At 60.0% G+C, this 26,422-nt stretch carries 14 protein-coding genes and 1 pseudogene; 8 read left to right on the top strand and 7 right to left on the bottom strand.

Annotated elements, in window-relative coordinates; all coding sequences use genetic code 11:
* The first annotated feature begins 130 nt into the window (after positions 1-130).
* Entirely contained in the window at positions 131-1,723 is a 1,593-nt protein-coding gene (gene ahpF, locus GGD40_RS21940) for an alkyl hydroperoxide reductase subunit F (protein WP_179745072.1), read from the top strand.
* Between the two features lie 334 nt (positions 1,724-2,057).
* Complete coding sequence (locus GGD40_RS21935; protein WP_179745071.1) at positions 2,058-3,212, top strand: alkane 1-monooxygenase; 1,155 nt, start codon at positions 2,058-2,060, stop codon at positions 3,210-3,212.
* 47 nt (positions 3,213-3,259) lie between these two features.
* Here GGD40_RS21935 and GGD40_RS21930 read toward each other — a convergent pair whose 3' ends face one another.
* Entirely contained in the window at positions 3,260-6,253 is a 2,994-nt protein-coding gene (locus GGD40_RS21930) for a YadA-like family protein (RefSeq protein WP_179745070.1), read from the bottom strand.
* 967 nt (positions 6,254-7,220) lie between these two features.
* Here GGD40_RS21930 and GGD40_RS21925 point away from each other — a divergent pair.
* Positions 7,221-9,521, top strand: coding sequence for a hypothetical protein (locus GGD40_RS21925; protein WP_179745069.1), 2,301 nt, complete (start codon positions 7,221-7,223; stop codon positions 9,519-9,521).
* A 56-nt stretch (positions 9,522-9,577) separates the two neighbouring features.
* On the opposite strand, the gene GGD40_RS21920 is transcribed toward GGD40_RS21925, so the two are convergent.
* The 5 genes from GGD40_RS21920 to flhC form a co-directional block, all read right to left on the bottom strand.
* Positions 9,578-12,091 (bottom strand): hybrid sensor histidine kinase/response regulator, encoded by a 2,514-nt coding sequence (locus tag GGD40_RS21920; protein WP_179745068.1) that lies wholly within the window; start codon positions 12,089-12,091, stop codon positions 9,578-9,580.
* 368 nt (positions 12,092-12,459) lie between these two features.
* On the bottom strand, positions 12,460-14,238 hold the full coding sequence (locus GGD40_RS21915) for a hybrid sensor histidine kinase/response regulator (protein ID WP_257030543.1): 1,779 nt from the start codon (positions 14,236-14,238) through the stop codon (positions 12,460-12,462).
* Positions 14,239-14,565: 327 nt separating this feature from the next.
* Positions 14,566-15,879: a DUF3443 family protein gene (locus GGD40_RS21910; RefSeq protein ID WP_179745066.1), complete on the bottom strand. Its 1,314-nt coding sequence runs from the start codon at positions 15,877-15,879 to the stop codon at positions 14,566-14,568.
* A 14-nt stretch (positions 15,880-15,893) separates the two neighbouring features.
* Positions 15,894-16,325, bottom strand: coding sequence for a DUF2844 domain-containing protein (locus GGD40_RS21905; protein WP_257030687.1), 432 nt, complete (start codon positions 16,323-16,325; stop codon positions 15,894-15,896).
* Positions 16,326-16,447: 122 nt separating this feature from the next.
* Positions 16,448-17,065, bottom strand: coding sequence for a flagellar transcriptional regulator FlhC (flhC, locus tag GGD40_RS21900; protein ID WP_179747005.1), 618 nt, complete (start codon positions 17,063-17,065; stop codon positions 16,448-16,450).
* A gap of 840 nt (positions 17,066-17,905) precedes the next feature.
* Here flhC and GGD40_RS21895 point away from each other — a divergent pair.
* From GGD40_RS21895 to GGD40_RS21880, 4 genes are all read left to right on the top strand, one after another.
* Positions 17,906-20,851 (top strand): HD domain-containing phosphohydrolase, encoded by a 2,946-nt coding sequence (locus GGD40_RS21895; protein ID WP_179745064.1) that lies wholly within the window; start codon positions 17,906-17,908, stop codon positions 20,849-20,851.
* Positions 20,852-21,212: 361 nt separating this feature from the next.
* The gene (locus GGD40_RS21890; protein ID WP_179745063.1) at positions 21,213-21,473 is read left to right on the top strand and encodes a hypothetical protein; all 261 of its coding nucleotides are present in this window, start codon (positions 21,213-21,215) and stop codon (positions 21,471-21,473) included.
* A 122-nt stretch (positions 21,474-21,595) separates the two neighbouring features.
* On the top strand, positions 21,596-23,074 hold the full coding sequence (locus tag GGD40_RS21885; protein ID WP_179745062.1) for a GGDEF domain-containing protein: 1,479 nt from the start codon (positions 21,596-21,598) through the stop codon (positions 23,072-23,074).
* Between the two features lie 158 nt (positions 23,075-23,232).
* Complete coding sequence (locus GGD40_RS21880; protein ID WP_179745061.1) at positions 23,233-23,925, top strand: OmpA family protein; 693 nt, start codon at positions 23,233-23,235, stop codon at positions 23,923-23,925.
* Between the two features lie 61 nt (positions 23,926-23,986).
* Here the strand turns inward: GGD40_RS21880 and GGD40_RS21875 are convergent, their stop codons facing one another.
* Positions 23,987-24,823: an EAL domain-containing protein gene (locus GGD40_RS21875; protein WP_179745060.1), complete on the bottom strand. Its 837-nt coding sequence runs from the start codon at positions 24,821-24,823 to the stop codon at positions 23,987-23,989.
* Between the two features lie 689 nt (positions 24,824-25,512).
* Here GGD40_RS21875 and GGD40_RS37510 point away from each other — a divergent pair.
* A pseudogene (locus tag GGD40_RS37510) lies at positions 25,513-26,298 on the top strand (ESPR-type extended signal peptide-containing protein); the annotation flags it as partial.
* Positions 26,299-26,422 lie beyond the last annotated feature (124 nt).

The following is a 26,422-nucleotide window of genomic DNA, read 5'->3' as shown; positions in this document are numbered from 1 at the left end:
AGCGCCTCACGGCGTGTCACCGTGCGGACCGTTGAATACGACGGTTCGCGCGTCCCCGGGCCGCACCTGTCCTTTCCGGATGCGTGCGGCGCCGGGAACCCAATACCCATCGCCACGGAATCGAATCGCCATGCTTGATGCCAATCTCAAGACTCAGTTGAAAACGTACCTCGAAAAGGTTAGTAACCCTATCGAGATCGTCGCGTCGCTCGACGACAGCGCAAAATCGCAAGAGCTGCTGGCATTGCTGAACGATATCGCGACGCTGTCGGAACGCGTCACCGTGATCGAGCGTCGCGGCGACAGCGAACGCAAGCCGTCGTTCTCGATCGGCAACCCGGGCAAGGAAACGGGCATCCGTTTCGCCGGTATTCCGATGGGGCATGAATTCACGTCGCTCGTGCTGGCGCTACTGCAAGTCGGCGGCCATCCGGTCAAACTCGAGGATTCGGTGATCGAACAGATCCGCAATCTCGACGGCGACTATCAATTCGAAACGTATTTTTCGCTGTCATGCCAGAACTGCCCGGAAGTCGTCCAGGCGCTGAACGTGATGGCGTTGATCAACCCGCGCATTCGCCACGTGGCGATCGACGGTGCGTTGTTCCAGAACGAGGTCGAAGCGCGCCAGATCATGGCGGTACCGACCATGTTCATGAACGGCGAAGTGTTCGGCCAGGGCCGCAGCGGCGTGAAGGAAATTCTCGCCAGGCTCGACACCAATGCCGGTGCGCGGGCCGCGAAGGAACTGGAAAAGAAGCCGGTGTTCGATACGCTGATCGTCGGCGGCGGGCCGGCGGGTGCGGCAGCGGCGATCTACTCGGCGCGCAAGGGTATCGTGACCGGCGTCGTGGCGGAACGCTTCGGCGGCCAGGTGCTCGATACGCTGTCCATCGAAAATTTCGTCTCCGTCACGGAAACCGAAGGGCCGAAGTTCGCCACGGCGCTCGAACAGCACGTCAAGACGTATGAAGTCGACATCATGGACGTGCAGCGCGCCGAAGCGCTGATCCCGGGCCGCATCAACGAAGTGCGCCTGGCCAACGGCGCCGTGCTGAAGGCGAAGACCATCATTCTGGCCACCGGCGCGCGCTGGCGCGAAATCAACGTGCCGGGCGAGCGCGAGTATCGCAATCACGGCGTGGCGTACTGCCCGCATTGCGATGGCCCGCTGTTCAAGGGCAAGCGCGTCGCGGTGATCGGCGGCGGCAATTCGGGTGTCGAAGCGGCTATCGACCTCGCGGGGATCGTGCGTGAAGTGACGCTGTTCGAATTCGGCGCCACGCTGCGCGCGGACGAAGTGTTGCAACGCAAGCTGCGCAGCCTGGCCAACGTGACCATCGTCACGCAGGCACAGACCACGGAAATTACCGGCGACGGCAAGAAGGTCAACGGTCTGGTCTATAAAGACCTGCGTTCGGACGAAGTGAAGACGATCGAACTGGAAGGCGTGTTCGTGCAGATCGGTCTCGTGCCGAACACCGAGTGGCTGAAGGGCACGGTGGAGTTGTCGAAGCACGGCGAGATCGTTGTCGACGCTCGCGGCGCGACGTCGGTGCCGGGCGTGTTCGCGGCCGGCGACGTCACCACGGTGCCGTTCAAGCAGATCGTGATTGCAGTGGGCGAGGGCGCGAAGGCATCGCTGAGCGCTTTTGATCACCTGATCCGCAATAGCGAAGAGCTTGAGGCGGTGAGCGAGGCTGAGGCCGACGCTACGGTCTGAGGGGGGGATGTGGTTGGGTGAGTAGTGTGCGGCGGCCTTCGGGCCGCCGTTTTTGTTTGGGCTCGGAAGATTCGAGCCTGGCGACAAAAGCGTTGCCGCAAACCAGCCCATTCCCTCTCCGCCGAACGACCGTTTCATTCACCCGCTCGACCCCGCGCCAACAAGCCTCATCTGCCGCTGCCCTGTTTGGAGACTCCCACCTGGCTCAATTCCTTGGCGATCCCACGCTCCAGGCCATATAAATCTGGAAGTCGGAAAACGTCCTACCGACCTATGCGCCGGCCATCATCGAGCCATGCGCGGATAAGGGCGACATAAAACAAGGAGGGAGACAATGGCAACATCGCAAGCGGCCCCCGCGCGGTGGGTCGACAGCAAACGCTATCTGTGGCTGCTCGGCGCGCTCACGATCACCTTGCCGCTGCATGCCGCGAATCTGGCGTTGCAAACCGGTTGGCACATTTTCTGGTGGTTCGGTCCGATATTCGTGTTCGGCATCATCCCGCTGCTCGACTATCTGATCGGCGACGATCCCAGCAACCCGCCCGAAGACGTCGTCCCGACACTGGAGCGCGAGCGCTATTACCGGCGGGTCGTTTATCTCGCCACGTTCATCGAATACGTGTCGTTCTTCGGCGCGGTGTGGATTGTCGGGACGCACGCCTTGAAGTGGTACGACTATCTCGGCTTCGCGCTGTCGCTGGGCGCGGCGACCGGCGTGTCGATCAACACCGCGCACGAACTCGGCCACAAAACCGATCGTTTCGAGCGCTGGCTCGCCAAGATCACACTGGCGCCGGTCTGCTATGGGCACTTCTTCGTCGAACATAATCGCGGTCATCACGTGCGGGTGGCGACGCCGCTCGATCCGGCCAGCGCACGCTATGGCGAATCGTTTTGGGCCTTCCTGCCGCGCACGGTGTTCGGCAGCATCGCGTCCGCGTGGCGGCTTGAAAAACACCGCCTCGAACGTCTCGGCAAATCGCCGTGGACGTGGCGCAATGAAGTCCTGCATTCGTGGGCGATGACCGTCGTGCTGTGGGGTGGACTGATCGCACTGTTCGGCAAGACGATCGTTCCGTTCCTGCTGATCCAGGCCGTGTACGGCGCGTCGCTGCTTGAAGTAGTGAATTATCTGGAGCACTACGGCCTGGGCCGCAAGCAGCTCGCGAGCGGCCGTTACGAGCGCTGCCAGCCGCAGCACTCGTGGAACAGCAACCGTATCGTGACCAATCTGTTTCTGTACCAGTTGCAGCGTCACGCCGATCATCACGCGAATCCGACGCGCTCGTATCAGGCACTGCGCCACTTCGACGGCGCGCCGCAATTGCCGTCCGGCTATGCCACGATGATCATCTTCGCGTACGTACCGCCTTTGTGGTTCCGTGTGATGAACCCACGCGTCGTCGCGCATTATCACGGCCACATGGCGCAGTCGAATATTCGTCCTGCGATCCGCGATCGGGTGCTGGCGCAATTCGCGGGCTAGTTCGAGACGAAAAAGCCGCCCGGCGTGGTTGGCATGAGACCGTATCCCTACCACTGGTAGCCCAAACCAACCCCGTAGGTATAGCCGGCCGACGCGCCGCTCACGCCGCCTTTCAGCTTGACGTTTTCCGTCAGGCGCGCGGTGAAGCCGAGCGCAACCGCGCTATAGCCCTGGTAGGTACCGCCGCCCACCCCAACCGCAATCGTCTTGCCCGCGTCGACTTCGGGAATCATCGTCAGCGCCGTGGCGGCGGCGATGCCTGCGTAAGCGGTGCGGGCCACGCTGTTCACGCTCGCCTGGACATTGCCTAGCTGCGACATGTTCACCGCGTCGGTCGGGTTCACACCGGGAGCGAGATTGCTGATGGTCCTCTCGTTACCCGGCGAACCGACCGACACCGTATTCGGCGCGCTGGCGACCGAGCCGGCTCCCAGTGCCACCGAATTGGCCGCCGACACAACCGCGTTGGCGCCGATCGCTGTTGAGTTCACGCCGCTGGCCTGCGAGCCGGAGCCCATGGCGACGGCGTTGGTGCCGCTGGCCTGCGAGTTGGAACCCGCTGCAATAGCGTTGGTGCCGCTGGCCTGCGAGTTGGAACCCGCTGCAATAGCGTTGGCGCCGCTGGCCTGCGAGTTGCCGCCGATCGACACCGATTCGCTGCCCGACGCATTCGCCGCGTTACCGGTCGAATTCACCGCGACGTATTTCGAATTCGCAGCCATTTGCGTCAGTTCCGTGAACTGGTTGTTGATTGAACCCACTTCGGATTCGAGCGAAAACAATTGGCTGCCGTTGACCGCGTCGGTGCTGGTCGACGTCAGCGCGCCTGCCGCGACGTTGGTCAGCGCCACGGCGGAAGTCGCGCCGACACCGCCTAGCGTGACGCTCGTATGCGCGGCATCGTCGTACTGCACCGCATTAATGGCCGTCCCGGCAATCGACTGCAACTGGCTCACGTTCACCGCATCCGTCGGCGCGGTGCCGGCAGCGACGCCGGTGAGCTGACGTGCGCCCGCGGTGCCGGAGAAGTCGACGGTCGTGCCGCCCGTGCTCGCGCCGACGGTGATCGCGCCGTTGCCCGGCGCGCCGCCCACTTGTTGCACCAGCCCGATCGTACCGCTGGCGATTCCCGTGGACAGCGCCGTCACGTTGCTGGTCGCCGTGATCAACCCCGTCGACAGCGAAGCGACGTTGCTGTTGGTCGTGGTGAGTCCGGTGGATAGCGAGGCGACATTGCTGCCGGTCGTGCTCAGGCTCGTCGACAACGAAGCCACATTGCTGTTCGTGGTGATCAGGCCGGTGGACAGGGAGGCGACGTTGCTGCTGGTGGTGCTCAGGCTCGTCGACAGCGCTACTACGTTGTTGTTGGTCGTGTTGAGACCGGTGGACAGTGAGGCCACATTGCTATTGGTCGTGCTCAGGCCGGTCGACAGCGAGGTGGTCACCGTGTCGAACTGGCTTGCTACCGAGTACAACTGGCTGCCGTTGATGGCGTCCGTGCTGGTCGACGTGATCCTGCCGGCCGCCACATTCGTGATCTGCCGCTCGGCGCCGGGTGCGCCGACGCTGACGACGCTAGTCGGCGTCGTGCCCGCGAAGGGGCCGAAGATCGTCGAGCCGACCGTCGCGCTGCTGGTCGGATTGGCTGCGGCTGTAACGGAACCCGAGCCCAGCGCCACGGCATTCGCCATGCTGGCGGTGGCCCCGGTGCCGAAAGCGATCGCGTTGGCGGCGCTGGCATTCGCACTGACGCCGATCGCCGTGGAAGCCTGGCCGCTCGCCATGGAAGCGGTCAGATCCTGCTGGCTGATGTCCGTGCTCGCGCCGCTGCCGATGGCAATCGCGCCGACGTTGGTCGCCTGCACCGAATTGCCGACCGCCACCGCGTTGGTCGACGTCGCCATCGTCACGTTGCCGAGGGCGACCGAGCCGTCGCCGGACGCGGTGCCCTGACGGCCGATGCCGATGGCCGTGTTGCCGGAAACCGACTCGATCGTGCCGATCGCCACTGCCGAGCGGCCGCTGGCCAGGTTGCCTACGCCGGCCGCGAACGTATAGCCACCGCTCGCATTGTTGCTGTTGCCTATCGCGAAGTCTGAATATTGGCCTGTACCGGTCTGGTTGTTGAAGCCGACAGCCGTGCTGCCCTGCAACGCTAAGTTGCCCTGACCAACGGCCACCCCCGTGGGCATAATGTACTGTGTCGTGCCATCTGACGGAAAGGTCACCGCCGGGACAACGGCACCCGCAAGGCGACTCGCTATACCTTGTTGGGTGGTGGAGGCTTGCGCATTTGTGCCTGCGCCGACGGCCACGGAGCCATCGGTCGTGGCCTGCGCACCCTGTCCGATCGCGATCGACGACACACCACCGGCCACGCTGGATTGTCCCAACGCCAGCGAGCCGGCTCCGGCCGCCGTAGCGCTCATTCCCAGCGCGACCGCGCCCACATCGAAAGAGGCTGCCTGCGTGCCAATGGCAATGCCTGACGTCGCGCCGGCTGCAACCGATGCCGACGTGCCGACGGCAAACGACTGGTCGCCAAGCGCTGCCGCGCCGCCTGTTCCGGTGCCATTGCCACCGCCCAAAGCGATCGCGCTGACGCCCGCCGCGGTGGCATTGTTGCCGAATGCGGAAGCGCCGAGATTCGTGGCGACCGCGGTCGATCCCACCGCGGTGGCGCTGTCCGCCGAGGCCGTCGCGCTTGGTCCGATGGCAAACGAATAGGTCGCGCTTGCCGTGGTATTCCAGCCGATCGCGATCGATTGCGAGCCGGACGCCGTTGTCGTGGTCGTGCCGAGCGGAGCGCCGTCAGGCTCGTTGCCGCCAATCGCGATCGCTGCCGGACCCGAGGCCGAACCCATACCGGTCGAGTATTGCGCGTGCGCGGCATTGACGCCGACGCACGCAATCAGGGCGACTGCCGCGGTGGTCTTTGAAATGGCAGCCCGATTCGGCTTGCCGCGTACGGAGGATATCTCGGATGTCGCTACCCAGGCACCGAGGGCTTCGTTCCAGATGGATTGATAAGATTTATTCACGATATAAATTTCCGCCTGAATTTTCGTCCGGGAAAACATTTATAACTGCACGGATTAAGTATTGGCGCGACTTAAGGTTTTGTCACGTTGGCATAAGTCGTATTGGTCGCATTGGTCGTAAGACGTATGTCCGATTTACTGCTGGTCGAGCGTGGTCGATAATGGCATCGTCATAAGTTTAAAAAGATATTTTGAGGAAGCGGGCGCAGGGCGACTCAAGGTGAAAATCGCCCGGGCCGATAGCCTTTCGTCAGCGCCGGGTTGAGCGGATACGCTCGTCGGCATCAATTTCATTGGCTTGCCGAATGTCCTGTGGGATGCCGGCAAATGAGGTCTTTCGACGCTGGAATTTTCTGCTCCGATCGAGACCCCGAACAGAATGGAGAAGAAACATGCGTCTGAGTAACTGGATCGTGGTGCTTGCCTGCGCTTATATGGAATACACCACCTGGGAAGAGAGAAGCGTCTATCGACGTACCGTCGGTTATGACTCCGTCGTCTGGTGCTGAGCGGTTTCCTTCTGCACTGAAGGCGGTCGCCGACTGAGCCGTCGACCGCCGCCGCATGCCATTTCATCAAGCCTGGCGGAAAACCTGCCGTACCTTCCAGCTGTTCTCCTCACGACATTATTCTCCCTGGTTCGAACTGGAGTGCGCGGATATTTTTATGGCTCTGCTTCGGATTTATTTATATGAATATTAATTTTTTAATTTAATTAAATGAGTGTTCAATTTTAATCCGGCGCTCCAGATGGTTTTAGCTGGGGTCGCCGTGTCTGGGGGCGGTTGTTATCGCTCCCGCCGGACAGGTCCGCATATCAAAGATTCAGAAGCGCCAGAAATCCATGTAGTCACCAGGCCATCAGGTTCATTTCGCTTTTGATAAATAAGCCCAAGTCGGGACGATTTCGATCGATCTTGCTGATTCCTCGGGGGAAACCTGCGTTCAACGATATATAGGGACAACAATGAGTTATTGGAAACTGTTTGGCGTTGCATCTGCAACGGCGTTGGTCTCACTGAGTTCACATGGCGCGCAAACCAAGGCAACCATCACGGTGGCGGGTCTGCAATACAAGCTGTGCGGACAGGAGAACGGTAATTGCTCGTTCCTCGGTACGGGCTCGGTGGTGTTCGGTGCGGTTCCGCCTAATTCGCCATCGGTCATGCTGACGGCGCCGCAGACCTTCAGTAATGGCGTCGGCTGCTATGTCGGCGCGGTTTCGCAGACAGATCCCGCCTATGGTTACGGCAAGTCATGCTGGGTGAGGGCAGTCGCCGCTACGCCGACGCCTACCCCGACGCCGGCACCTACCCCGGCTCCGACTCCCACGCCTACGCCGACTCCCACGCCGGCACCGGCACCGGCTCCTGCGCCCGCACCGGCTCCAGCCCCTGCTCCGACGCCTACGCCTACGCCTACCCCTACCCCTACCCCTACCCCTACCCCGACACCAACGCCAACGCCCACCCCGTCGCCCACCCCAGGCAGCGCCACGCTTTCCTGCAGCACGCCGACGCAAACCGCGGGCGGCACCGCCAACGGCGTGATCAGCGCCGACACGCCGACCACCGACGGCATGCGCATTTTCCAGAACAACGCAGCATTCAAGCTCGCGATCACGACGAACGTCCCGAGCGCGGACACGGTCGTCTGGTCCGTCGCAGACTCGAACGGTGCGATCAAATCGCAAGGCAGCTTCGCGGTTAAAACCGGCGTGCAAACCAGCACGATTCCGTGTACGTCGACGTGGTCAGGCTACGGCGCGCTCACCGCGACGCTGCGCTCGAACGGCGGCACGTTACCGAGCAGCGGTACGCGTCCCACGGGCATCGCAACGTTCGGCGTGTTGCCGAACCTGAGCTCGGCACTGGGCACCGTTACGTACGCTCATCAGGATCAGCATCGCTTCGGCATGCAGGGTTTCAACGACAACATCGCCGCGTTGCATGATCTGGGCATTACGTGGACGATCGACGATCGCGAGCAATCGGCCATGGAACCCAATGGTCCGAACACGTACACGCCGAGCGTGAGCGACCTCGATCCGTTCTACAAGGCAAATCCGGATCAGATGCGCATCGTGCGTCTCGACGGTATCCCTGCATGGGACTCGAAGACCGGCCAGTTCAACGACAGCTACTACGCGCCGTCGAACATGACCGAGTTCCAGGGCTTCATGGCCAAGGTCGGCACCGACACGAGCCAGATCCGCGCGGCGAACTATCCGAACCAGCAGAGCAACTACTATCAGGTGACGTGGGAACCGAGCCTCGGCTGGGCGGATAGCGACGCAAATTTCGTCGCCATGTACAAAGCGGCGTATCAAGGCATTCACTCGACGGATCCGAATGCTGTCGTGATGGGCACCGCGAACCCGTTCGCGTCGAACTGCGACACGTGTACCACCGGCTATCTGCAGAAGTACGGCGCGCTGGGTCTGTGGAATTACATCGATGCAGTTGCCACGCACGGCTACTGGAATGCGGGCACCTATCCGGCGCATCCGCCCGAGTTGCAGGACTCGGACCCGAGCACGGCGAATCAGGCCAACGCGCTCGACAATCAGATGACGCAACTGCGCGCAGTGATGCAGGCGGGCAAGCCGAACATGAAGCTCTTCTTCACCGAAGCCGGCGTGAGCTACGATCCGGGTCTCAACTATGGTCCTACCGTACCGTCGCAGAACCAGTTGTTTGCGCAAGCAGCAGTGGGCGTGCGGGCACACATCATCGTGCTGGGTGGCGGCGCGCAACTGACGACGCTGTTCTACGGTCCCGACTATCCGGGTGAAGTGGGTTACGGTACGTTCTTCGACCTGAACGACGCGCAAGGTGCGTTCGGTGCGACGAACCTGTCGCCGAAGCCGGAAGCCATGGTGTTCGCAACGATGACGCGCGCACTCGACGGTACGAATACGTTGGGTCGTGTGAACGGCACGCCGCAAGGCACCTACGCTTACTCGTTCCAGCAACTCGGCAATGGCAAGGTCGTGACCGCGGCGTGGGCGCACAGCAATGCACAATGGCCGACGAGCGCCGGCGTATATAGCCAGAGCTACTCGACCAGCTACAAGCTGACGGTGGACAATGCCGGTACATCGGGCAATGTGACGGACATCGACGGTTACGGCAACATGACCACGCTGCCCTACACCAACGGCCAGGTCACGCTGACGCTCACCGAAGTACCACAGTACATCGTGTCGGGCAACGCAACGGTCGCCAAGGCCAATTCGACTGTTCCGGTCGGATACACGGGGCAATAAGCGCCTGACTCTGTCGACTCGTCGCTCGCGAGGGAGCGGGTAGCGAGTCGACGGCGTTAAAGCGCGGCAGTGGATTTCTGCTGGACGGATTTACCGGCCAGGAGATGGTTGATCGCCGCCCTCAATCTGCTGTTGGGCACGGGCTTGTGCAGCATCGGAAGCTCGCTGGCCCGTGCCTCGGACAGGCGATCGGCGGCGGTGTCGCCGGTCACCAGCATGGCAGGGATCGCCTCGTTGTATTCGGTGCGAAGCTTTTCGATTGCTTCAATGCCGTTTTCCCCTGCGCGCAGGCGCAGGTCGCAAATCAGAAGGGCTGGCTTCGTCGTATAACTGGCGAGCAGTTGAATGGCCTCATCCGCCGAACCGGTGGCGAGCACCTCGTAACCCCAATCGATCAGCAAAGCCGACATCCCTGCACGAATCGCCTTCTCGTCGTCGATGACAACCACGAGGCCTGTCGAGTGCATCGCTTGTGTCTCTTCAACCGTTTCAGCGACCGGCGCGGCGGCTTCGGCCGCTCGTGGAAGCGTGATTTCGAAACACGAGCCTCGATCGCGTTCCGAGCGCAGATGCACATCACATTCCAGCAGTTCGGCCACGCGCCGCACAATCGCAAGGCCCAGACCCAAGCCCTTCTCGCGATCCCGTTCGGGATTGTCGACCTGGTAAAACTCGCCAAACACGAGACTCTGCTGATCGGCCGGAATGCCCTGACCGGTGTCCCAAACCTGGAGGGCGACAGATGAACCCCGGCGCCGGCACCCGACAATAATTCTCCCGGCGTTGGTATAGCGCACGGCATTGGAAATCAGATTGCGCGCAATGCGTTCGACGAGCGTCGGATCGGAGGCGACGATCACCCGACAACGCAAGTACGAGAGTTTCAGACCCTTGATCGCGGCTTCTCTCCGGTAGTCGTCGCAGACACGGCTGAGCACCGCATCGAGCGCGAACGGCTGGCGGCGTACCTCGACGATGCCGGCATCGAGTTTGGAAATGTCGAGCAGCGCGGCGAAGAGTCGGTCCATGGCGTCCGCGGAGGATTCGATCTGATCGAGCAGACGTTGTCCTTTCGGGTTCATCGGGACGCTGCGCAGCGCGCCGATAAACAGACTGAGTGCATGCACAGGCTGACGCAGATCATGGCTGGCGGCCGCGAGAAACCGGGATTTGGTGAGGCTCGCTTCTTCGGCCAGTTCCTTCTGATGTCTCAAGTCGACGGCGAGCCGCGCCACGAGCTGCCGTTCGTGCTCCGCCGCCAGTTCGGCCGCGCGTTGCCTGCGGTGGGTCCGTATGCTCATCACCGTGATCCAGGCCGCCATGTTGAGCAGCGCGCCCAGATGTTCCGCACCCTCCGTCCATCGGTTCCATGGCAGGACGTTGCGGGACAGTGCCGTGGTGATCGTCACACCGGCCGTATAGCACACGCCACCGGCAATCGCCCAGTTCCACAGCGGATCTCCATCCAGCGCGCGGCGAATGATAAATGGCACGGGAAGCAGCAGGGGGAGCGTGGCGATGGCCCAGATGATCTCCCCTTTGGTGGCGATATTGAGCGCGAACAGGACGGTCAGCAACGCGAACAGCACGGCAATCGATCGCAACAACAAACTGAGTCGGGGATTGCGCTCGTGCAGATCGAGAACGCCGTCGACAAACAGAAAACAACTGATGGCGCGAATCATCAGGCAGTAGCGCGCAACGAAGTTAGCCTGAAGGAAGTTCGAATTCGGCCACAGATGCTGGTTTGCCAGGCCGTAGTATGACGCCGTGTAAAGCGCGCTGGTCGCCGCAAACAGCGCGAACCACAAGCAAACCGGATCGCGCTTGAGTGCCGCGATAAAGAGCGAAAACATGACGAAACTGAGCGTCACGCCGAGCATCAGGCTTTGCCAGGACTGCGTGAACGATTCCTCTCCGATCAGGGCGTCGGTTCGCGCGATCGACACGGGCAAATAGATGGCGACCGGGAAGTACTTGTGGATGCGAATCAGCAGTTCGTATTGCTGGCCGGACTGCAGTGCCAGTGGAAAGACCGGATGATGAAACGGTATCGAACGCTCGGCGAATGATTGCCGCAGGCGGAACGGCACGTGTTGCACGACTTGCCCATGCTTCACGACGTACACGTCGATTTCGTCCAGAAGCAGAAAGTCGAAGTTCAGCCGCCAGTCGACCGGTGCATTTTTTGACAAGGCGATATTGGCGCGAAGCCATACCGTGTCCGCGTGTATGCCGAGGTTGGAATGGGGCGCATGGATGACTTTAAACTGGTCCTGTTTCGCGAGGACCTCGTTGACCGTAAAGGAGTGGGTGGGATCGGAAAGGAGAGTCCAGTAGGGCCACAGGTCGATCGAATCTCTGCTTCGATCGAGCAGTACCACGTCGTGGTCTGGCGCGTTCTGATCTTGTGCGTTCGTCTGCGTGACGATGCCGAAGAATAGCGCGAGGCCAAGCAATACCAGGGTAATGCATGAGTGAATCCGGTGGCGGACCCATGTCGGCAAACGGTCAGCCGATCTTCTCCACGGCGAATGGCGTTTCGTGCGACGGACTGCCGAGGTCGTCATAGTTGCACCTGGAACGGGACTACCGCTTCGGAGAACGTGAAATTGCACCGTTATTTCGCGATACTTTTAGTCATATTAGTCTGGCCCGGACCGGACGGGTAGTTCGGTAAAGCACGGGTCCAATGGTTCAGTGAGGCATCGGACTATCCGCGACGAACAGGTCGATATCGTCCGCCTTACGAACGCCTGACTGCATGAGGGCTGTGATTAATTGTATCCGTTTTGAATAGCCGTCGGCCTGCCCGTGGTCGACTTCCGACGCCGGGTTCGTTACGAAGCGAACGTAGTGCTATGACTGATCGCGCCCGGCGATGGGTCCCATCGGGAAGCGACCAGTCTGTAGCGCACCGGCGGTCCTGCCGCGGCATCTAGACTTCGGTGCCTGACGCAAATTGTTCGTTCAACCCGGCGGAAATGAGTCTCGTGATAACCGCTCTCATTTTGCCGTTGGGAACAGGCTTGTGGAGTAACACGAATCCGCTCGCATGAGCATCGATTAGCTGATCGGCGCCCGTATCCCCGGTGATCAGCATGGCGGGAATCTGCTCGTTATATTCGGCGCGCAGAATTTCGATGACTTCGATTCCGTTCTCGCCTCGCAGGCGCAAATCGCAGATCAGCAGGTCCGGCCGCTCCATGCGGGCGGCCAAAGCCTTGATGGCTTCGTCGGCTGAGGCGGCAGTTAGAACGTCATAGCCCCAACCGGTCAGCAAGCTCGACATCCCTTCCCGGATAGCGCGTTCGTCGTCGACGACGACCACGAAACCGGTCGAGGACAGGATATGGGTTTCGACGGCCGGCACCATCAGAGACGTCGCGGCACGGGTGGACCGCGCAAGCGACACCTCGAAACAGGACCCGTGCCCAGATTTCGACTGCAGAACCAGTTTGCATGCCAGCAGGTCGGCCAGGCGACGGACAATCGCGAGGCCGAGACCAAGACCCTTCTCGCGATCCCGTTCGGGATTTCCGATCTGGTAGTACTCCTGGAATATGTGACTCTGTTCATGAGGCGGAATCCCGCGACCGGTGTCCCACACCTGCATGGCGATGTGTGAGCCCCTGCGCCGACACCCCACGACGATCCGGCCGCGGTCGGTATAGCGTACGGCATTGGAGACCAGATTACGCGCGATCCGCTCCACCAGCGTCGGGTCAGAATCGACGATCGCGCGACAGGGCATGCATGAGAGAGTGAGGCCTTTGTTCGTCGCCTCGCCCGCAAAGTCGCGGCAGACACGATCCAGAATCGGGCCGATTGCAAATGGACGGCAATTCGCCGCAACGACGCCGGCATCGAGTCGGGAAATGTCGATGAGCGCGGCGAAGAGATTATCCAGCGCATTGGTCGATTCGTCGATTCGCTCGACCAGGCGTTGACCCTCCAGTGGCATCGGAACGAGACTGAGTGCGCCGACGAACAGACCCAGCGCGTGCACCGGCTGCCGCAGATCATGACTGGCCGCCGCAAGGAAATTGGATTTGGCGCGGTTGGCCTGCTCGGCGATTTCCTTCTGGCGCATCAACTCGGTCGCCATCTGCTCTGTTTTGATGCGCAACCCAATGCTTTGCCTGAGTGCGCTGTTTGCCAGAATGCCGAGGCAACACAGCACGCCGATGTAGAGCAGCACCATGGGCGACGTGGCCTGTTGTACTTTGTCGGCGGAAGCCAGGCTGACGAAGGTGTACGGCAATGTCGACGTCAGGACGAACGTGAAGAGCGTGGGGAGAAACGGATTGAACGCGGGAATGGAGCCGGCGGCGACACCCCCCGCCGCGAGAACCATCAAAGAGGCGATTTCAAAGCCGCCACCGGTTGCCAGATTGATCGACGCCCAGCCCCATCCGCATCCTTCAGCAAGACTGATGATTGTGAAAAGGGCAGCCCAGTAACGCCACCGTGCACGGGCGGATTCAGAGCGTCGGTAGAAATAGAACAGCACGATATGGCTACACGCGCAGGCGACGATGTAGCCGACCCAGCAGAAGCCGACCATCGGAGTCAGATAACCGAGATGGGCAATGATGAGCGCCAGCATGACTGCAAAGAGTGCAGCGGCGAGTACAGCCACGGTCACGAATCTGAACATGATCTCGATCTGTTCGGCAGCAATACGTTCCCGCGAAGAAACTGCATCTTCATGCAAGGAATCTCGATTGGTCGGCGTCGTGACCATTTTTTATGACAGTGAGGGTCTGCATAACTTGCGTTTCAGAGCGTCGCTCCCTGATTCCCGCAAGATCAGCGTGAAGAGGTTGAGGGCAAATCGACGTTTATCTCACCCAGCCTTCACCAATACATTATTCCCGAGTAGTCCGCTTAAAATTGTCAATCATCGTCAATGTTAATGAAGTATCCGCAGACATCTATCGTCTGGCATATTCAAGATGACGAAATAAACAGGACTGGCGGGAAGGTTGAGCCTTGATCTGGCCGTCGAGCCGTCGGGGCGATCCGTACTCGAAGACCGCTATCAATCCGATAAAAATGCCACATAGGGACCTGCGCCGCCTCCTTGCGAGACTGAATTGGCCAGCCCGAAGTAGACGTGGCGCCCAAAGAAGAACGGCATGCCGAGATCAAACAGATTGGGAATAGAGTAGGCGATATCGTTAAAGGCATAGTTCGCCGACGCCAACAGATCGCTGGCGTTGGCGATATTGAAATTGATGGTCGTGCTAGCTGAATTCAGGCCGGAGAGGGTGACCGATTGCGCCAGCGTATTGGTTGGGGCATAGAAGCCGGCACTGTTGACAGGAACGGCCGTGTTCTGCAGATACATGCTGGGTGAGCCAGTGTCGAACGAAGCGCTGGATGGAAACGTTACACCGAGGTAAGTTGCATTGAACTCACCATACCCGTTGGTTGGCAGAATAGTCGCACTTTGACCTGCAAGCGTGTTGTTCGGCTGCGTATCGATCCCGAAGATCAGCGTACCCGATGCCGATAGCGCACCGCCAGCCGCGACGGGAGGTAGCTCCACCAGTACGCCGTTGTTGTCGACGGGGAAGAACTGGACCGGGTTGCCGACCTGCTGACTCACCGCCAGGCTTGTGGTCGTGCAGCCTGCCGCGCCGCAGGAGTAGTAAAAGCCGGCGACATTGCCGTTCGCGCACGCGGTCCCGCAGTCGCGCGGATTGACGGAAACGCCCAGTATGCCGTTGGCCCCCAGTATCAGCGCCGCGGAATAGGCAATGTTCATTTGACAATCGGCGGGCGCGGTCGCGGCCAGCGTGGCATCGCCCATCACCTGAATGGGGACGTTCTGCGCAACCTCGCCCGATAGCAGCACATCCACCTGACGTACGGTGCCCCATGCATAGCCGCTGGCAAAGACGGCGCATTCGGCAAGCGTATTGCCGGTGGGCGGCAGGCTCTGTTTCGGCAAGGTCGACAACGTCGAGGTCGGCAGAGCCGACGCAAAAATGCGCAATCCGGAGGATCCGGTGTCCAGCACGACTCTAGGAATCGTTGCGCAGTTGGCGGTCGCATCGGTGCCGGGTGTGCAGACAGTGACATCGACCATCGGAAAGTTGCGCGTACCCGATACCGCCGATGAAACGAGAACCGGAATGGCATTGCTTGCGGTATTGGCCGCCGGAAGCAGCGAGGGAGGCGGTTGGCTTACGGTGGTTCCTGAAGACGCCGTAGCGGAGCTAGCCGCAGCCGGACTTACGGCGACTGTGTTGCCGCTCGATGGCGTCGACGAAGATCCGCCACCGCCGCCACCGCATGCCGCGAGCCAGATCATCAGGCCGCCGGCAAGGGAACACGAGAGAATTCGCACGATGCATCTCCTGGCTATCGCAGGTCGGCCGGACTTATTCCTTGCGGCAGGGCCTGAGGCAGATAGGCGATCCCGGCAAAGGCGCCCATATGTCCACCTGTATGGACGACCAGCCCGGCCTGCTCGATAGCCGCCGGACCATAACCGCCATGCGCCGCATGGGCGGCGGACAGGCCCTGAAGGTAGGTCGAAAAGTAGTTGCCGAGCAACGTGGAGAGAGGCGCCATCCGCGGCCCGGTCCATACGATGGCGAACACGGTGCCGCTGTGCGCCACATATTCCCGGACGACCGTGCCCGATGGCAGCCTGGTTTCACTGACCGTGTATGACGTCGAGCCCGGCGCGGTAGCGTCGATCTGATTCATGCTGCTGTTGTTACCGTCCATGAGCCATGTGGGAGTACTCCCGAGTTCTGCGTGTGCTGAAGCGACCAGCGATAGGACCATGGCGAATGCGGCACTGCAACGTGTGAGGATTCCCATCGATGCCTCCGTTTCTCAAAGCATGATCGGCGCGGGTGAGGTCAAGACGTTTTGCGGTCACGGCGCGCCTTGATTCGATCGCTCGCTCAAGCGGGCAATCTGAGGGAAGCGTCCGGGCATCTTTCCCGGGTAATCGGGACGACCGCTTTCGGCGCCGCCTTTTGTTCCTGTATCGCGGGGCAGGGGCGCGTCTTTGTTTTTCCGACGCGCGCCGGTGGCGGCAAACAGGCGCAACACAGCACGTTGCGCTGCGGATCGTATCGGTGCGCTACGAATTTGCCCCGGCAACGGCAACATTGCGTTAGCTGCAGAATGCCCGCGTCGAAGAAACGCACTAGCGTCCACGCTCTTGTCATATCCAGCGCCGGGCTCACGCCGTCTTCCCCGCAATGATCGAGGTAGAGCCGGTAGCCTTTCGTGAGCGCGTCGAGATGCGAGCAGCCCGTTTCAGTTTTCAGGTAAAGATAGATGTTGTAAAACAGCGAGGCATGGATGTTCGCCCGCCAGGTCATGTACCTATCGGCCGAGTAGGGCAACATGCCCTTTGGCGGCGCGATGCCTTTGACCTCGTGGTACAGCCGGATCAAGCGGACGCGTGGCAGCGAGAGCTCGGACTCCAGCACTTGCAGGCGGGCGCCGAGTTCAATCAGGGCGATAGCGCTGAATATCTCGTGCGCGTCTTTTATCAAGCTTCGCTTTTCCATCATAGCCAACTCCCTGTCAAACGGCCTCGCGGGAAGACTGGACATCGCCAGATTCCCCGTTCGCATGAGGCGGATTACGTTATGAGGCTCGATGCGCTGACCAATCTGTTTGATCCGGAAAAGTACGCCCGAATTAAAAACGGCAGTTCGTCTTTACGCGATTAAAAATGTAGATTGGTTGTTAGTGAGCGTACCTCACGGAATCGGAAAGTAAATGAGACATATGACGGTAGAGGTCTTAAGACTCAGGCGGAGAAAGCAGACTCGACGGTCCCGCGACATATCGCGTAGTAAGGTCTCGTTTCTGCGTTGTTTCGCTCGATGTAACAAGAATTGACGTTTCCTGACGTTGCTAGCGAGTAGACTGAATTTAGCTCCTACTTCCCCGGTAGCGAGCTTTTTTAACGGCCGCCGGACAGCGTCTGGCGGTCTTTTTGTGAACGGTGAATCGACCAGGTTCTCGAGCATCAATCATCGTGCTGGCGGGCTTTTCGATGTCGAAGTCCATCGAGCTTCGTACTGCCGTTATTCACATTTCGGGGAATTCTTCAGGGTCGGAATTGCCGGCTTCGCACGCCATCCGGCGTCGCTACAAAACGACTAAAGAGATGAATTTCCCGTGCCGTTAGAGCACCTGTATTTCGAGAAGAGTGGGCTGGAATGACGGGCGCTGAATCGCTAAGGAATACTTCCTGGTTAAAAGAATTCGATAGAACTGTCAGGCCGTATCGTTAGATTGAGTCCAGATGTTTTATTTCAAAGAGGCTGGGCAAAGAAAGGCATTCCTGACCGCAGGGTTGCCTCGTCAATTGTGGGAATTTCATACAGGCGAACACTCGCATGAAGCCAAAGAGCCTTTATGTCACGCTCAGCGCATTGATGATTGGACTCGTCGCGCTGGTCTACAGCGTCCTGTTGTTGCAGGAACAATCGCGCGGCAACACGATGCTGCTTCGGCAGGCCGCTGAGCAGGCACAGTACGTCGGACGCGAAGCCGCGGCAGCGGTCGAGTCCGAACTGCGTCCCGCGCGCGTCGACGTGGCCCTGCTTGCGTCCAGCGTACTCGGCCGCGTGTCGACCCAGGCTGAGCGTCTTCGCACGTTGCCCGTGCTGGCGGAAGCCTTGCGTAGCAACACGTCGGTATCCGCTATCTATTTCGCCACGACGTCCGGTTCATTCATGTTGCTGCGCCGACTGAACAGTGCATTGGCGCGCGAAAACATGGGCGCTCCGCCCGGAGCCGCTTTCGGCTTGCAGAGTGTCAACCGGGACACCGGCGTGGCGGTGGGGGCCTATAGTTATTTCGATGCGGACATGCGGGAAATCGAGCGTCGCGAGATGCCCGACTACGACTTCGATCCTCGCTCCCGTAACTGGTTCGAACTGGCCAGGCACGCAGGCGACGGCGTCGCGGTGCAGTCCCAGCCGTATCTGTTCTTTACGACGGGCGAACCCGGGGTCACGCTGGCGGAGGCCCGCTCGGATATCGTCGTGGGCGCGGACGTGAGTCTGGAGACCCTCAGTCAGTTGCTGTCGCAGACCAATATCAGCGCCTCGGCGGAATTGCTGATCGCCACGAACGGTGGTGAACTCCTTGCCCAATCGAAGGGCAAGGATGTCTCCCCGGCAAGTCGATTCCGCGTCCTGCCTACCGTCGACGCGGCCGCATCGCCATTGATGAAAGTACTCTGGCATCGGCGTGACGGGCAGGGGCAGCTTGAACCGGTGCAGTCGGTCGCCGGCCGGGAATGGGTGGCGCACTCAGTGACGTTGGCCGCGGATGCACGCAAGAACAGCGCGCCGCTGACGCTGCTGATCGCCGCACCGCGCGACGAGCTGCAGGCGTCGGAGATTAAAAGCCGCCGTCATGGGTTTTATATTTCTCTCGGTCTCATGCTGTCGATGTTGCCGCTGGTGCACTGGCTCGCCAATCGCATTGCGCAGCCGCTGCGCAACCTCGCACAGCAGGCGGAGGCGATCACGCATTTCAATTTCGACGGCACCGATCCTCAACGCAGCCTGATTCGGGAAGTGGACCGGCTCGCCACTGCAATGACGACCATGAAGCACACGTTGCATCGCTTCCTTGAGATCAGCAGTTCGCTGAATGCCGAGCACGATTTCGATACGCTAATGGATCGGATCCTCCGGGAGACCATGCATATCTCGGCTGCCAGCGGCGGCGCGGTGCATCTGCTGTCGCGCGACGGCAGCCAGCTCGAGCCTGCCGCATTGCGCTTGCACGGTCAGGCCGCGATCGCCGAGGGCCCCACGTGGGACGTCGACGTGCCGCATCCCGTCGCGGCGCCGGTCCGCGCGCTGCGCACGGACTCCGTCGTCGAAATGGAACTGGCGCGGGACGATGCGACCAATCTCGCTATCTTCGGATCGGTGTTCAGCAGTCTGGGCGCGACACGGTTACGGTTATTGTCCATGCCGTTGAAGAATCGCCAGATGGAGATCATTGGCACATTGACACTCAGTTTCCCGATAGGCGCCGGCACCGAAATCCAGCCGCTCACCTCCGAGCTGATCGATCTGATTCGCGCACTGTCGGGCACCGCCGCGTTGGCGATCGACAATCATCTGCTGTTGCGTACCTCCAGGAATCTTCTGGCGAGCTTCATTCAGCTCATTGCCGGCGCCATCGACGCAAAGAGTCCGTACACGGGTGGGCATTGCCAGCGTGTGCCGGATCTGGTCAAGATGCTCGCGCGCGCGACCTGCGACGCGAAGGAAGGTCCGTTCGCCGATTTCACGATGGACGCGGATCAGTGGGAAACACTGCACATCGCCGCGTGGTTGCACGATTGCGGCAAGGTCACCACACCCGACTACGTCGTCGACAAGGCCACCAAACTGGAGACGATCTATAACCGCATTCACGAGATTCGCACCCGCTTCGAGGTACTGAAACGAGATGCGTTGATCGAGCGCCTGGAGGCAAGACTGGGTGCGGAAGGGACCGGCCATGCCCGGGCGGAGTCGGTCGACGCCCACACCCGACTGGACGAAGAATTTGCGTTCATCGCCGCGTGCAACCACGGCGGGGAATACATGAGCCCGGAGCATCAGGTTCGCCTGCGGGAAATCGCGCAAACACGCTGGTGGCGCACGCTGGACAACCGTCTCGGACTTTCGGCGGAAGAGCGGCAGCGGATGGGCAGTGCGCCGGCGCCGCTGCCGGCCCACGAGCTGTTGTTGTCGGACCGGCCCGAGCATATCTTGCCGCGCCCGCCTGGCGAGCGTCTGGTTCCGGGTAATCGTTGGGGTTTCAACATTTCGCAACCGGAGCACCTGTACAACCGCGGCGAATTGCACAATCTGTCGGTTTCACGGGGCACGCTGACGAGCGAGGAGCGGTACAAGATCAACGAGCACATGGTGCAGACGATCAAGATGCTGGGTGAGCTTCCATTTCCCAAGCATCTTCAGGCCGTTCCGGAAATAGCGGGCGGTCATCATGAGCAGATCTGCGGCAAAGGTTATCCGAGAGGGTTGACTGGAGCGCAGATGAGTCCGCAGGCTCGCATGATGGCGGTTGCCGATGTATTCGAGGCGCTAACCGCGGAGGACCGACCTTACAAGCCGGGAAAAACGCTGTCGGAAGCACTCGAAATCATGCGCCGCATGACGTTGGACAAGCACCTGGATGCCGAGCTCTACGAACTCTTTCTGCGTTCAGGCGTGTGCATGGAATATGCGCGACGCCATATGAAATCCGATTCGATAGACGTTGACGACGTGCTGCGCTATTCCGTGCGCAGTGAACCCGTCTGTTCGTGACGGGGAGGCGGGAGAACCTGAGAGACAATTATTATTGTTAAGCATTGTGACACGCGGTGTGTTTATTTAAGATTGTGCCGCTAACACAAATAGCAGAGTGTTAATCGCGGTCTCAGAGCAAAGACGAGGTTGAACCGGTCGATGTTCTCTTCAGAAAGCGGAACGACGCAATGCCGGTAGTGCGATCCTGATCCTGATCGTTACTGAGGTTTCTTAACGTTGTAGTACGGCTTCTTTCGCTCTTTTTGTACTGAAATCGGCTTTCACTATTTCCTCGGTAGTGGCGGCCGCTTCGCCGGCCGTCGGAGCGCTCCGACGGTCTCTTTGTACACAGCTCTCGAGCAACCTGTTCGAGACACGAATGAACCACGTTTCGCGGCAGGGCGCCATGTCAATCAAATTGAAGCTTCGCATCCTGATGCTGATTTCGGTGATGACCCTGAGCATCAGCATCGGCGTGACAGCGGTGGGATTTGACGCCGTTCACCGCACGCAGAGCGCCGCTCGTGTTGGCGACATGCAGGTACGCGGCCTGATGGAAATCAAGGCAAGCGCTTTCGCCACCGTCCTGGACGATCAGGCAAACAGGCTTCACGCGGAGATGGGCGCCTTCAAACTCTAGCGCTCGAAGATCGAAGGTCGGCAGAGTACTTACGGCAATTCATTCGAGGTAACCGTACCGTGGAATTAATGGACGGATTTGCATCTCCTGTGCGCCGCACATTCAGCCGACCGCGGCTAGGCATGACCGGACCGCGTATCCTTTTCTGCTGGGGGCTGGCGGTCGCGCTGTGCATGTCCGGAATTTGCGCGGCGATACTCTTTGAAGCCCGGCTCGATGCATCCAATCACGCGGCCGACACTTCACACAATCTGGCACTGCTGGTCGAGCGCGATATCGGTCGCAACATCGAACTGTACGACCTGTCGATTCAGGCGGTTGTCGAGGGTCTGCGCGATCCGGAGGTGCGCAATCTGTCGGTGCATCTGCAGAGACAGGCTCTCTTCGATCGGGCGGCGACTGCGCGATATCTGGAAGCAATGGTCGTGATCGATGCGTCGGGCCGGGTCGTACTCGACGCCGCGAGCGACACGCCACGTGCCGGCAACTTCGCCGAATCCCCTTTTTTCACGGCGCATCGGGACAACCCCCGCCTCGGCCTCTACGTCAGCAACCCGTATCACTCGAAGTTCGGTGACGGACCGCTGAGTATTGCGCTAAGCCGTCGCATCTCGAACCCCGATGGCTCGTTCGCCGGCATTGTCCTGATCGAAATCGACCTGAACTATTTCCGCGCGCTGCTGGGTGGCTTGTCGCTCGGCCCGCATGGCTCGATATCCGTGGTGAGCCGGAACGGTATCGTGATCATGCGCCAGCCTTTTAGCTCGGCGTTTGTGGGTATGGACATTAGTCGGGCGGCCACGGTGCGCCATTTCCAAACCACGTCCGAAGGTATCTTCACGGCGACCGCATCGCTCGACGGCGTGCGTCGGCAATACGCTTTTACAAACTTCCCGGACCTCCCGTTGATCGTGATGGTGGCGCAGGCAGAAGAGGACATCTACGCGCAATGGCGGGATCGGGCGATCCGGATGGGCTCGGCGATGGCGGTGTTCAGTGCGGTCTTTGTCGGCGTGTCTGTCTGGCTCGGGGTGCAGCAACGCGACCGCATGCGGGCGGAATCCGAATTGCGGACGCTGGCGCGAACGGATGAACTCACCGGACTAAAAAACCGCCGCACGCTTTTCGAGGTACTCGACCACGAGTGGCGCAGAGCGCGCCGCACAAGAAGTCCGTTCTCTCTGCTTTTTATCGATATCGATAGCTTTAAAGCCTACAACGACACGTACGGGCACCAGGCCGGAGACGATGCACTCGCGGCTGTCGCGCGATGTATTGCAGGCAGTGTTTTGCGTCCCTGCGACAGTGCCGCGCGCTACGGCGGTGAAGAGTTCGTGGTTGTGCTGCCGGATACGGATGAGACGGGCTCATTGACGGTAGCCGAAAAAATCCGCGGATGCGTCAGCGACATGGGCATCGCGCACGCCGCGAGCATATATGGGCACGTCACGGTGAGTATTGGCGCTGCAACGAGAATGGCGGACCACCGCACCGAAGCCCACGTCGTCCTGCAAACGGCGGATCAGGCGCTTTATCGGGCCAAACACGCGGGTAGAAATCGCGTCGCCGTACTCGGGGAGGCGGCATCCGAGTGTCTTTAACCCGGCGCGGGCTCCGATCATGGGTACCCGGCCGATGGAACGTTAAATAGTGTTTTCTCGGCGCGATTCACCCGATTCACATGTTATAAATTGAGGATACCTCTGCGGTTCTATCGATCTCTCCCTTTCTTCTGAAATCTTTCAATACGGATAACGTAATGAATAAACTTTTGACTTCTTCGTTGCTGATTGGCACGACGTTGCTGGCTGCCTGCTCGAGCGGCTCGGGTCCCATGTTCAACGCCTATTCGGTGGATACCGGCGGCGGAGAGAAGACCTTCCGGGTCGAGTGTCGCGGCGTGTTCGAAGGCACGCAGACGTGCCAGAAAGAGGCCGAGAAAATCTGCGGCAACAAACCCGTACATGTTCTCGAAAAAATCGACGCGCTGCACGCGGCTGACGACAGTCGCTCCGATCCGCGCGTGATGACCTTCAACTGCGGCGCGCCGGCTGCTCCCGATGCGATGACGCCGCCTCCGGAACCTGTCGCTATCGCTGCCGAACCGAAGGTTCTGCGGCTTGCGGGCGATGCCAATTTCAATGTCGACGGTGCGACGCTGAACGCAGCGGCAATCGCCAAGCTCGACGCGCTGCTGAGCGCGAGCGCGAATGTGGCATTCAAGACCGTGAAGGTGACCGGCTATACGGATTCGACGGGCTCGGCGAGCCACAACCTGAAGCTGTCTACCGCCCGTTCTACTGCGGTCATGCGATACCTCGAGGGCCACGGTTTGCATGCCGACAAGTATGAGATGCGTGGCCTGGCGTCGGCCGATCCGGTAGCCTCGAATGCGACGGCGAGCGGACGCGCGCAGAACCGCCGCGTGGAAATCCGGCTGGACACGGAGTAACGGCAATTGCCGGCGCGTCGTTCCCGACGTGCCGGCAAACATCGACAAGCATCAACAAGTATCAACAAGCCGCAATGGCTTCCGCGAGCGTCGCCTTCGGCCTCGCCAGAAAGTAACCTTGCAAGTGGATGTTTTCATGGCGACTGAGCCATTCCAATTGCGCTGCAGTCTCCACGCCTTCCACCACGATCGTCATGCCGAGCTTGTTGAGCAGATCGAGAACGCCGTTCATCAACGTGCAGGCGCGCTCCGAATCCGGTAGCCGGGTCAGGAATCCGCGCGCCACCTTGATCGTGTCGGCAGGGATCGACGCCAATGCGGCGAGAGACGAATAGCCCGAGCCGAAATCGTCGAGTGCGATGCGAACGCCGAGTTGTTTGAGCGGGTGGGTGAATTGCTGAAGCGAAAGCAGTTTCGATACATCTTCGGATTCGAGCAACTCGAGTTCGAGCAGCGACGAATCGATACCGTATTGGGCCGTCAATTCAGCAATGTCGCCGCTCAATGTGTCGCCAAGCAGTTCGGAAGGCTGAATGTTGACGGCGACGCGCGGCAGGACCTGACCCGCTCGCTGGGCCTCACTGAGTTGCCGACACGCCGATTCCAGCACGAAGCGGCTCGCTTCGCGCGCCACCTCGTGGTTGTCGAACGCGGAGATGAAACTCCCGGGCAACAGCAATCCGTATTGCGGATGCCGCCAACGCAACAAACATTCGACACCCGTCAACCTGCGTGTTTCCGCATGAACGATAGGCTGGTAGACGACGTGGAACTCCGCGGCACGTAATCCATCCAGGATTTTCGAGGACAGCGTGTCTTCAGTGCGTTGCGACGTGGTCGGCTCGTCGTCGATTTCGACGGTGGGCACGCGTGAAGCAGCATTTCTGACGTAATTCACGTCGCATTCCTTTCGACTGTTTGAGGAAGCCGCTGGGCCTCAGGGCCGTTGGCGGAGCGTATTCGCGTTCTCGTCGGCTTCCACGGGTAATGTCAAATGAATAAGCTCGCCGACTGAACATTTTTCCGTTTCAAGCATAAATCCGGTGTGGATCGGCGATTGTCAATTAAGTGCAAATCGTACTTATCAATCTTCAAGGATTGTGAACTCGAATGAGCGTGAAAGCGTGGGCGAGTAGTTTGAAAGCTTTTTGAATGCTTCGTTGGCATTTATTTTTGATTAAAGCATGAGGCGGAGAAAATCGTTGGTTTTTCGGTTTGGCTGATTCATCTGATGGTTAATTCCCTGGACCAATCCAGTGGAAAAGCGATCTGGCGATCTTTTAATTTTCCGGTCTGGCTTCAGGAAACCATTGCCCACATTGGCTTCCAGGCTGATCCCGGTTCGCAGGCCCAATGTGACATAAAAATGTAAGAATTCACGACGTCACAATATTTAACAAAGGTCGCAGGGTCAATTTGCATTGTTTATCAGTATCCGTCGTAGTCAAACCATAGAATCCGTTCATCCGAAATTAAGCGCATTGAGTTTCGTGTCTTCAAAGAAAGTTTGATGTTCTTTATGAAGAATGCCAGAGAGGCAATTTAGCAGTGCGCGCTCCCTGACTTTAATCTCCTGGAATTTTAAAAATGAACAAATCATATAAATCTATTTGGAACGAAGCTCTTGGCGCGTGGGTTGCTGCTTCGGAAATCTCTTCTGCGCGCGGTAAGCCCAGCAAGTCCCGCACGGTGAAGGCGATGCATATGGCCGCTCTGGTTGCGATGGCGGTTGTCGGGAACTCGGCGCATGCACAGGCTGTAGCAGGGGGAACCGCGTCGGGCACGGGGGCGGTTGCAGTCGGTTCGACTGCGGACGCTAACGGTTACGGTTCTACGGCGATTGGGCAGTTGGCCACGGCATCGGCGTCGGGCGGCTACGCGACCGCGATCGGCAATCAGGCGACTTCCAGTGGTTACAACGGCACCGCCATTGGTAACGGGGCGGTGACGACGGGCAATACCTCATCGGCTATCGGTAGTCAGTCCAAGGCATTTAATAGTTATTCGACGGCACTGGGGTCGCAGGCGACCAGTTCGGGCGCCACCGCGTCCGCGATCGGTACGCAGGCGGTCGCATCGGGTACTAACGCGTCGGCCATCGGTACTCAGGCCAGCGCTTCCGGAACCGGGTCGACCGCGGTCGGTCTCGACTCGACGTCCGCCGGCACGCAGTCGCTTGCCATCGGCGCTTCTGCGTCGGTAGCGGCGGCCGCGACGTCGGCGATTGCCATCGGCACGCAGGCCACCTCTTCCGATGTCAACGCGGTTGCGTTGGGAACGAGCGCTACGGCGAGCGCCGCCGGCGCGTTGGCGTTGGGACAATCGAGCACGGCGGGCGGTGTATCGTCGATCGCGATCGGGCAGAGCGCGCAGGCCACGACCAATGGTTCCGTGGCAATCGGCGCAGGCACAATTGCGCAAACCTCCACCACCCAACAAGGTGTAACGGGTCGCCTTGCGGGTGCGATTGGCGTGGGGGTGATCTTTCCAGATGGCA

It is taken from the genome of Paraburkholderia bryophila, assembly GCF_013409255.1.
Lineage (GTDB): Bacteria > Pseudomonadota > Gammaproteobacteria > Burkholderiales > Burkholderiaceae > Paraburkholderia.
Note: the sequence above shows the minus strand (reverse complement) of the source record. Positions and strands in the feature narration are given on the sequence as shown.

Bases quoted from the DNA above. Each gene is read 5' to 3' on its own strand.
- ahpF (WP_179745072.1), top strand. From the start codon at position 131: ATGCTTGATGCCAATCTCAAGACTCAGTTGAAAACGTACCTCGAAAAG.
- GGD40_RS21935 (WP_179745071.1), top strand. From the start codon at position 2,058: ATGGCAACATCGCAAGCGGCCCCCGCGCGGTGGGTCGACAGCAAACGC.
- GGD40_RS21925 (WP_179745069.1), top strand. From the start codon at position 7,221: ATGAGTTATTGGAAACTGTTTGGCGTTGCATCTGCAACGGCGTTGGTC.
- GGD40_RS21920 (WP_179745068.1), bottom strand. From the start codon at position 12,091: ATGACGACCTCGGCAGTCCGTCGCACGAAACGCCATTCGCCGTGGAGA.
- GGD40_RS21905 (WP_257030687.1), bottom strand. From the start codon at position 16,325: ATGGTCCTATCGCTGGTCGCTTCAGCACACGCAGAACTCGGGAGTACT.
- flhC (WP_179747005.1), bottom strand. From the start codon at position 17,065: ATGGAAAAGCGAAGCTTGATAAAAGACGCGCACGAGATATTCAGCGCT.
- GGD40_RS21895 (WP_179745064.1), top strand. From the start codon at position 17,906: ATGAAGCCAAAGAGCCTTTATGTCACGCTCAGCGCATTGATGATTGGA.
- GGD40_RS21890 (WP_179745063.1), top strand. From the start codon at position 21,213: ATGAACCACGTTTCGCGGCAGGGCGCCATGTCAATCAAATTGAAGCTT.
- GGD40_RS21885 (WP_179745062.1), top strand. From the start codon at position 21,596: ATGACCGGACCGCGTATCCTTTTCTGCTGGGGGCTGGCGGTCGCGCTG.
- GGD40_RS21880 (WP_179745061.1), top strand. From the start codon at position 23,233: ATGAATAAACTTTTGACTTCTTCGTTGCTGATTGGCACGACGTTGCTG.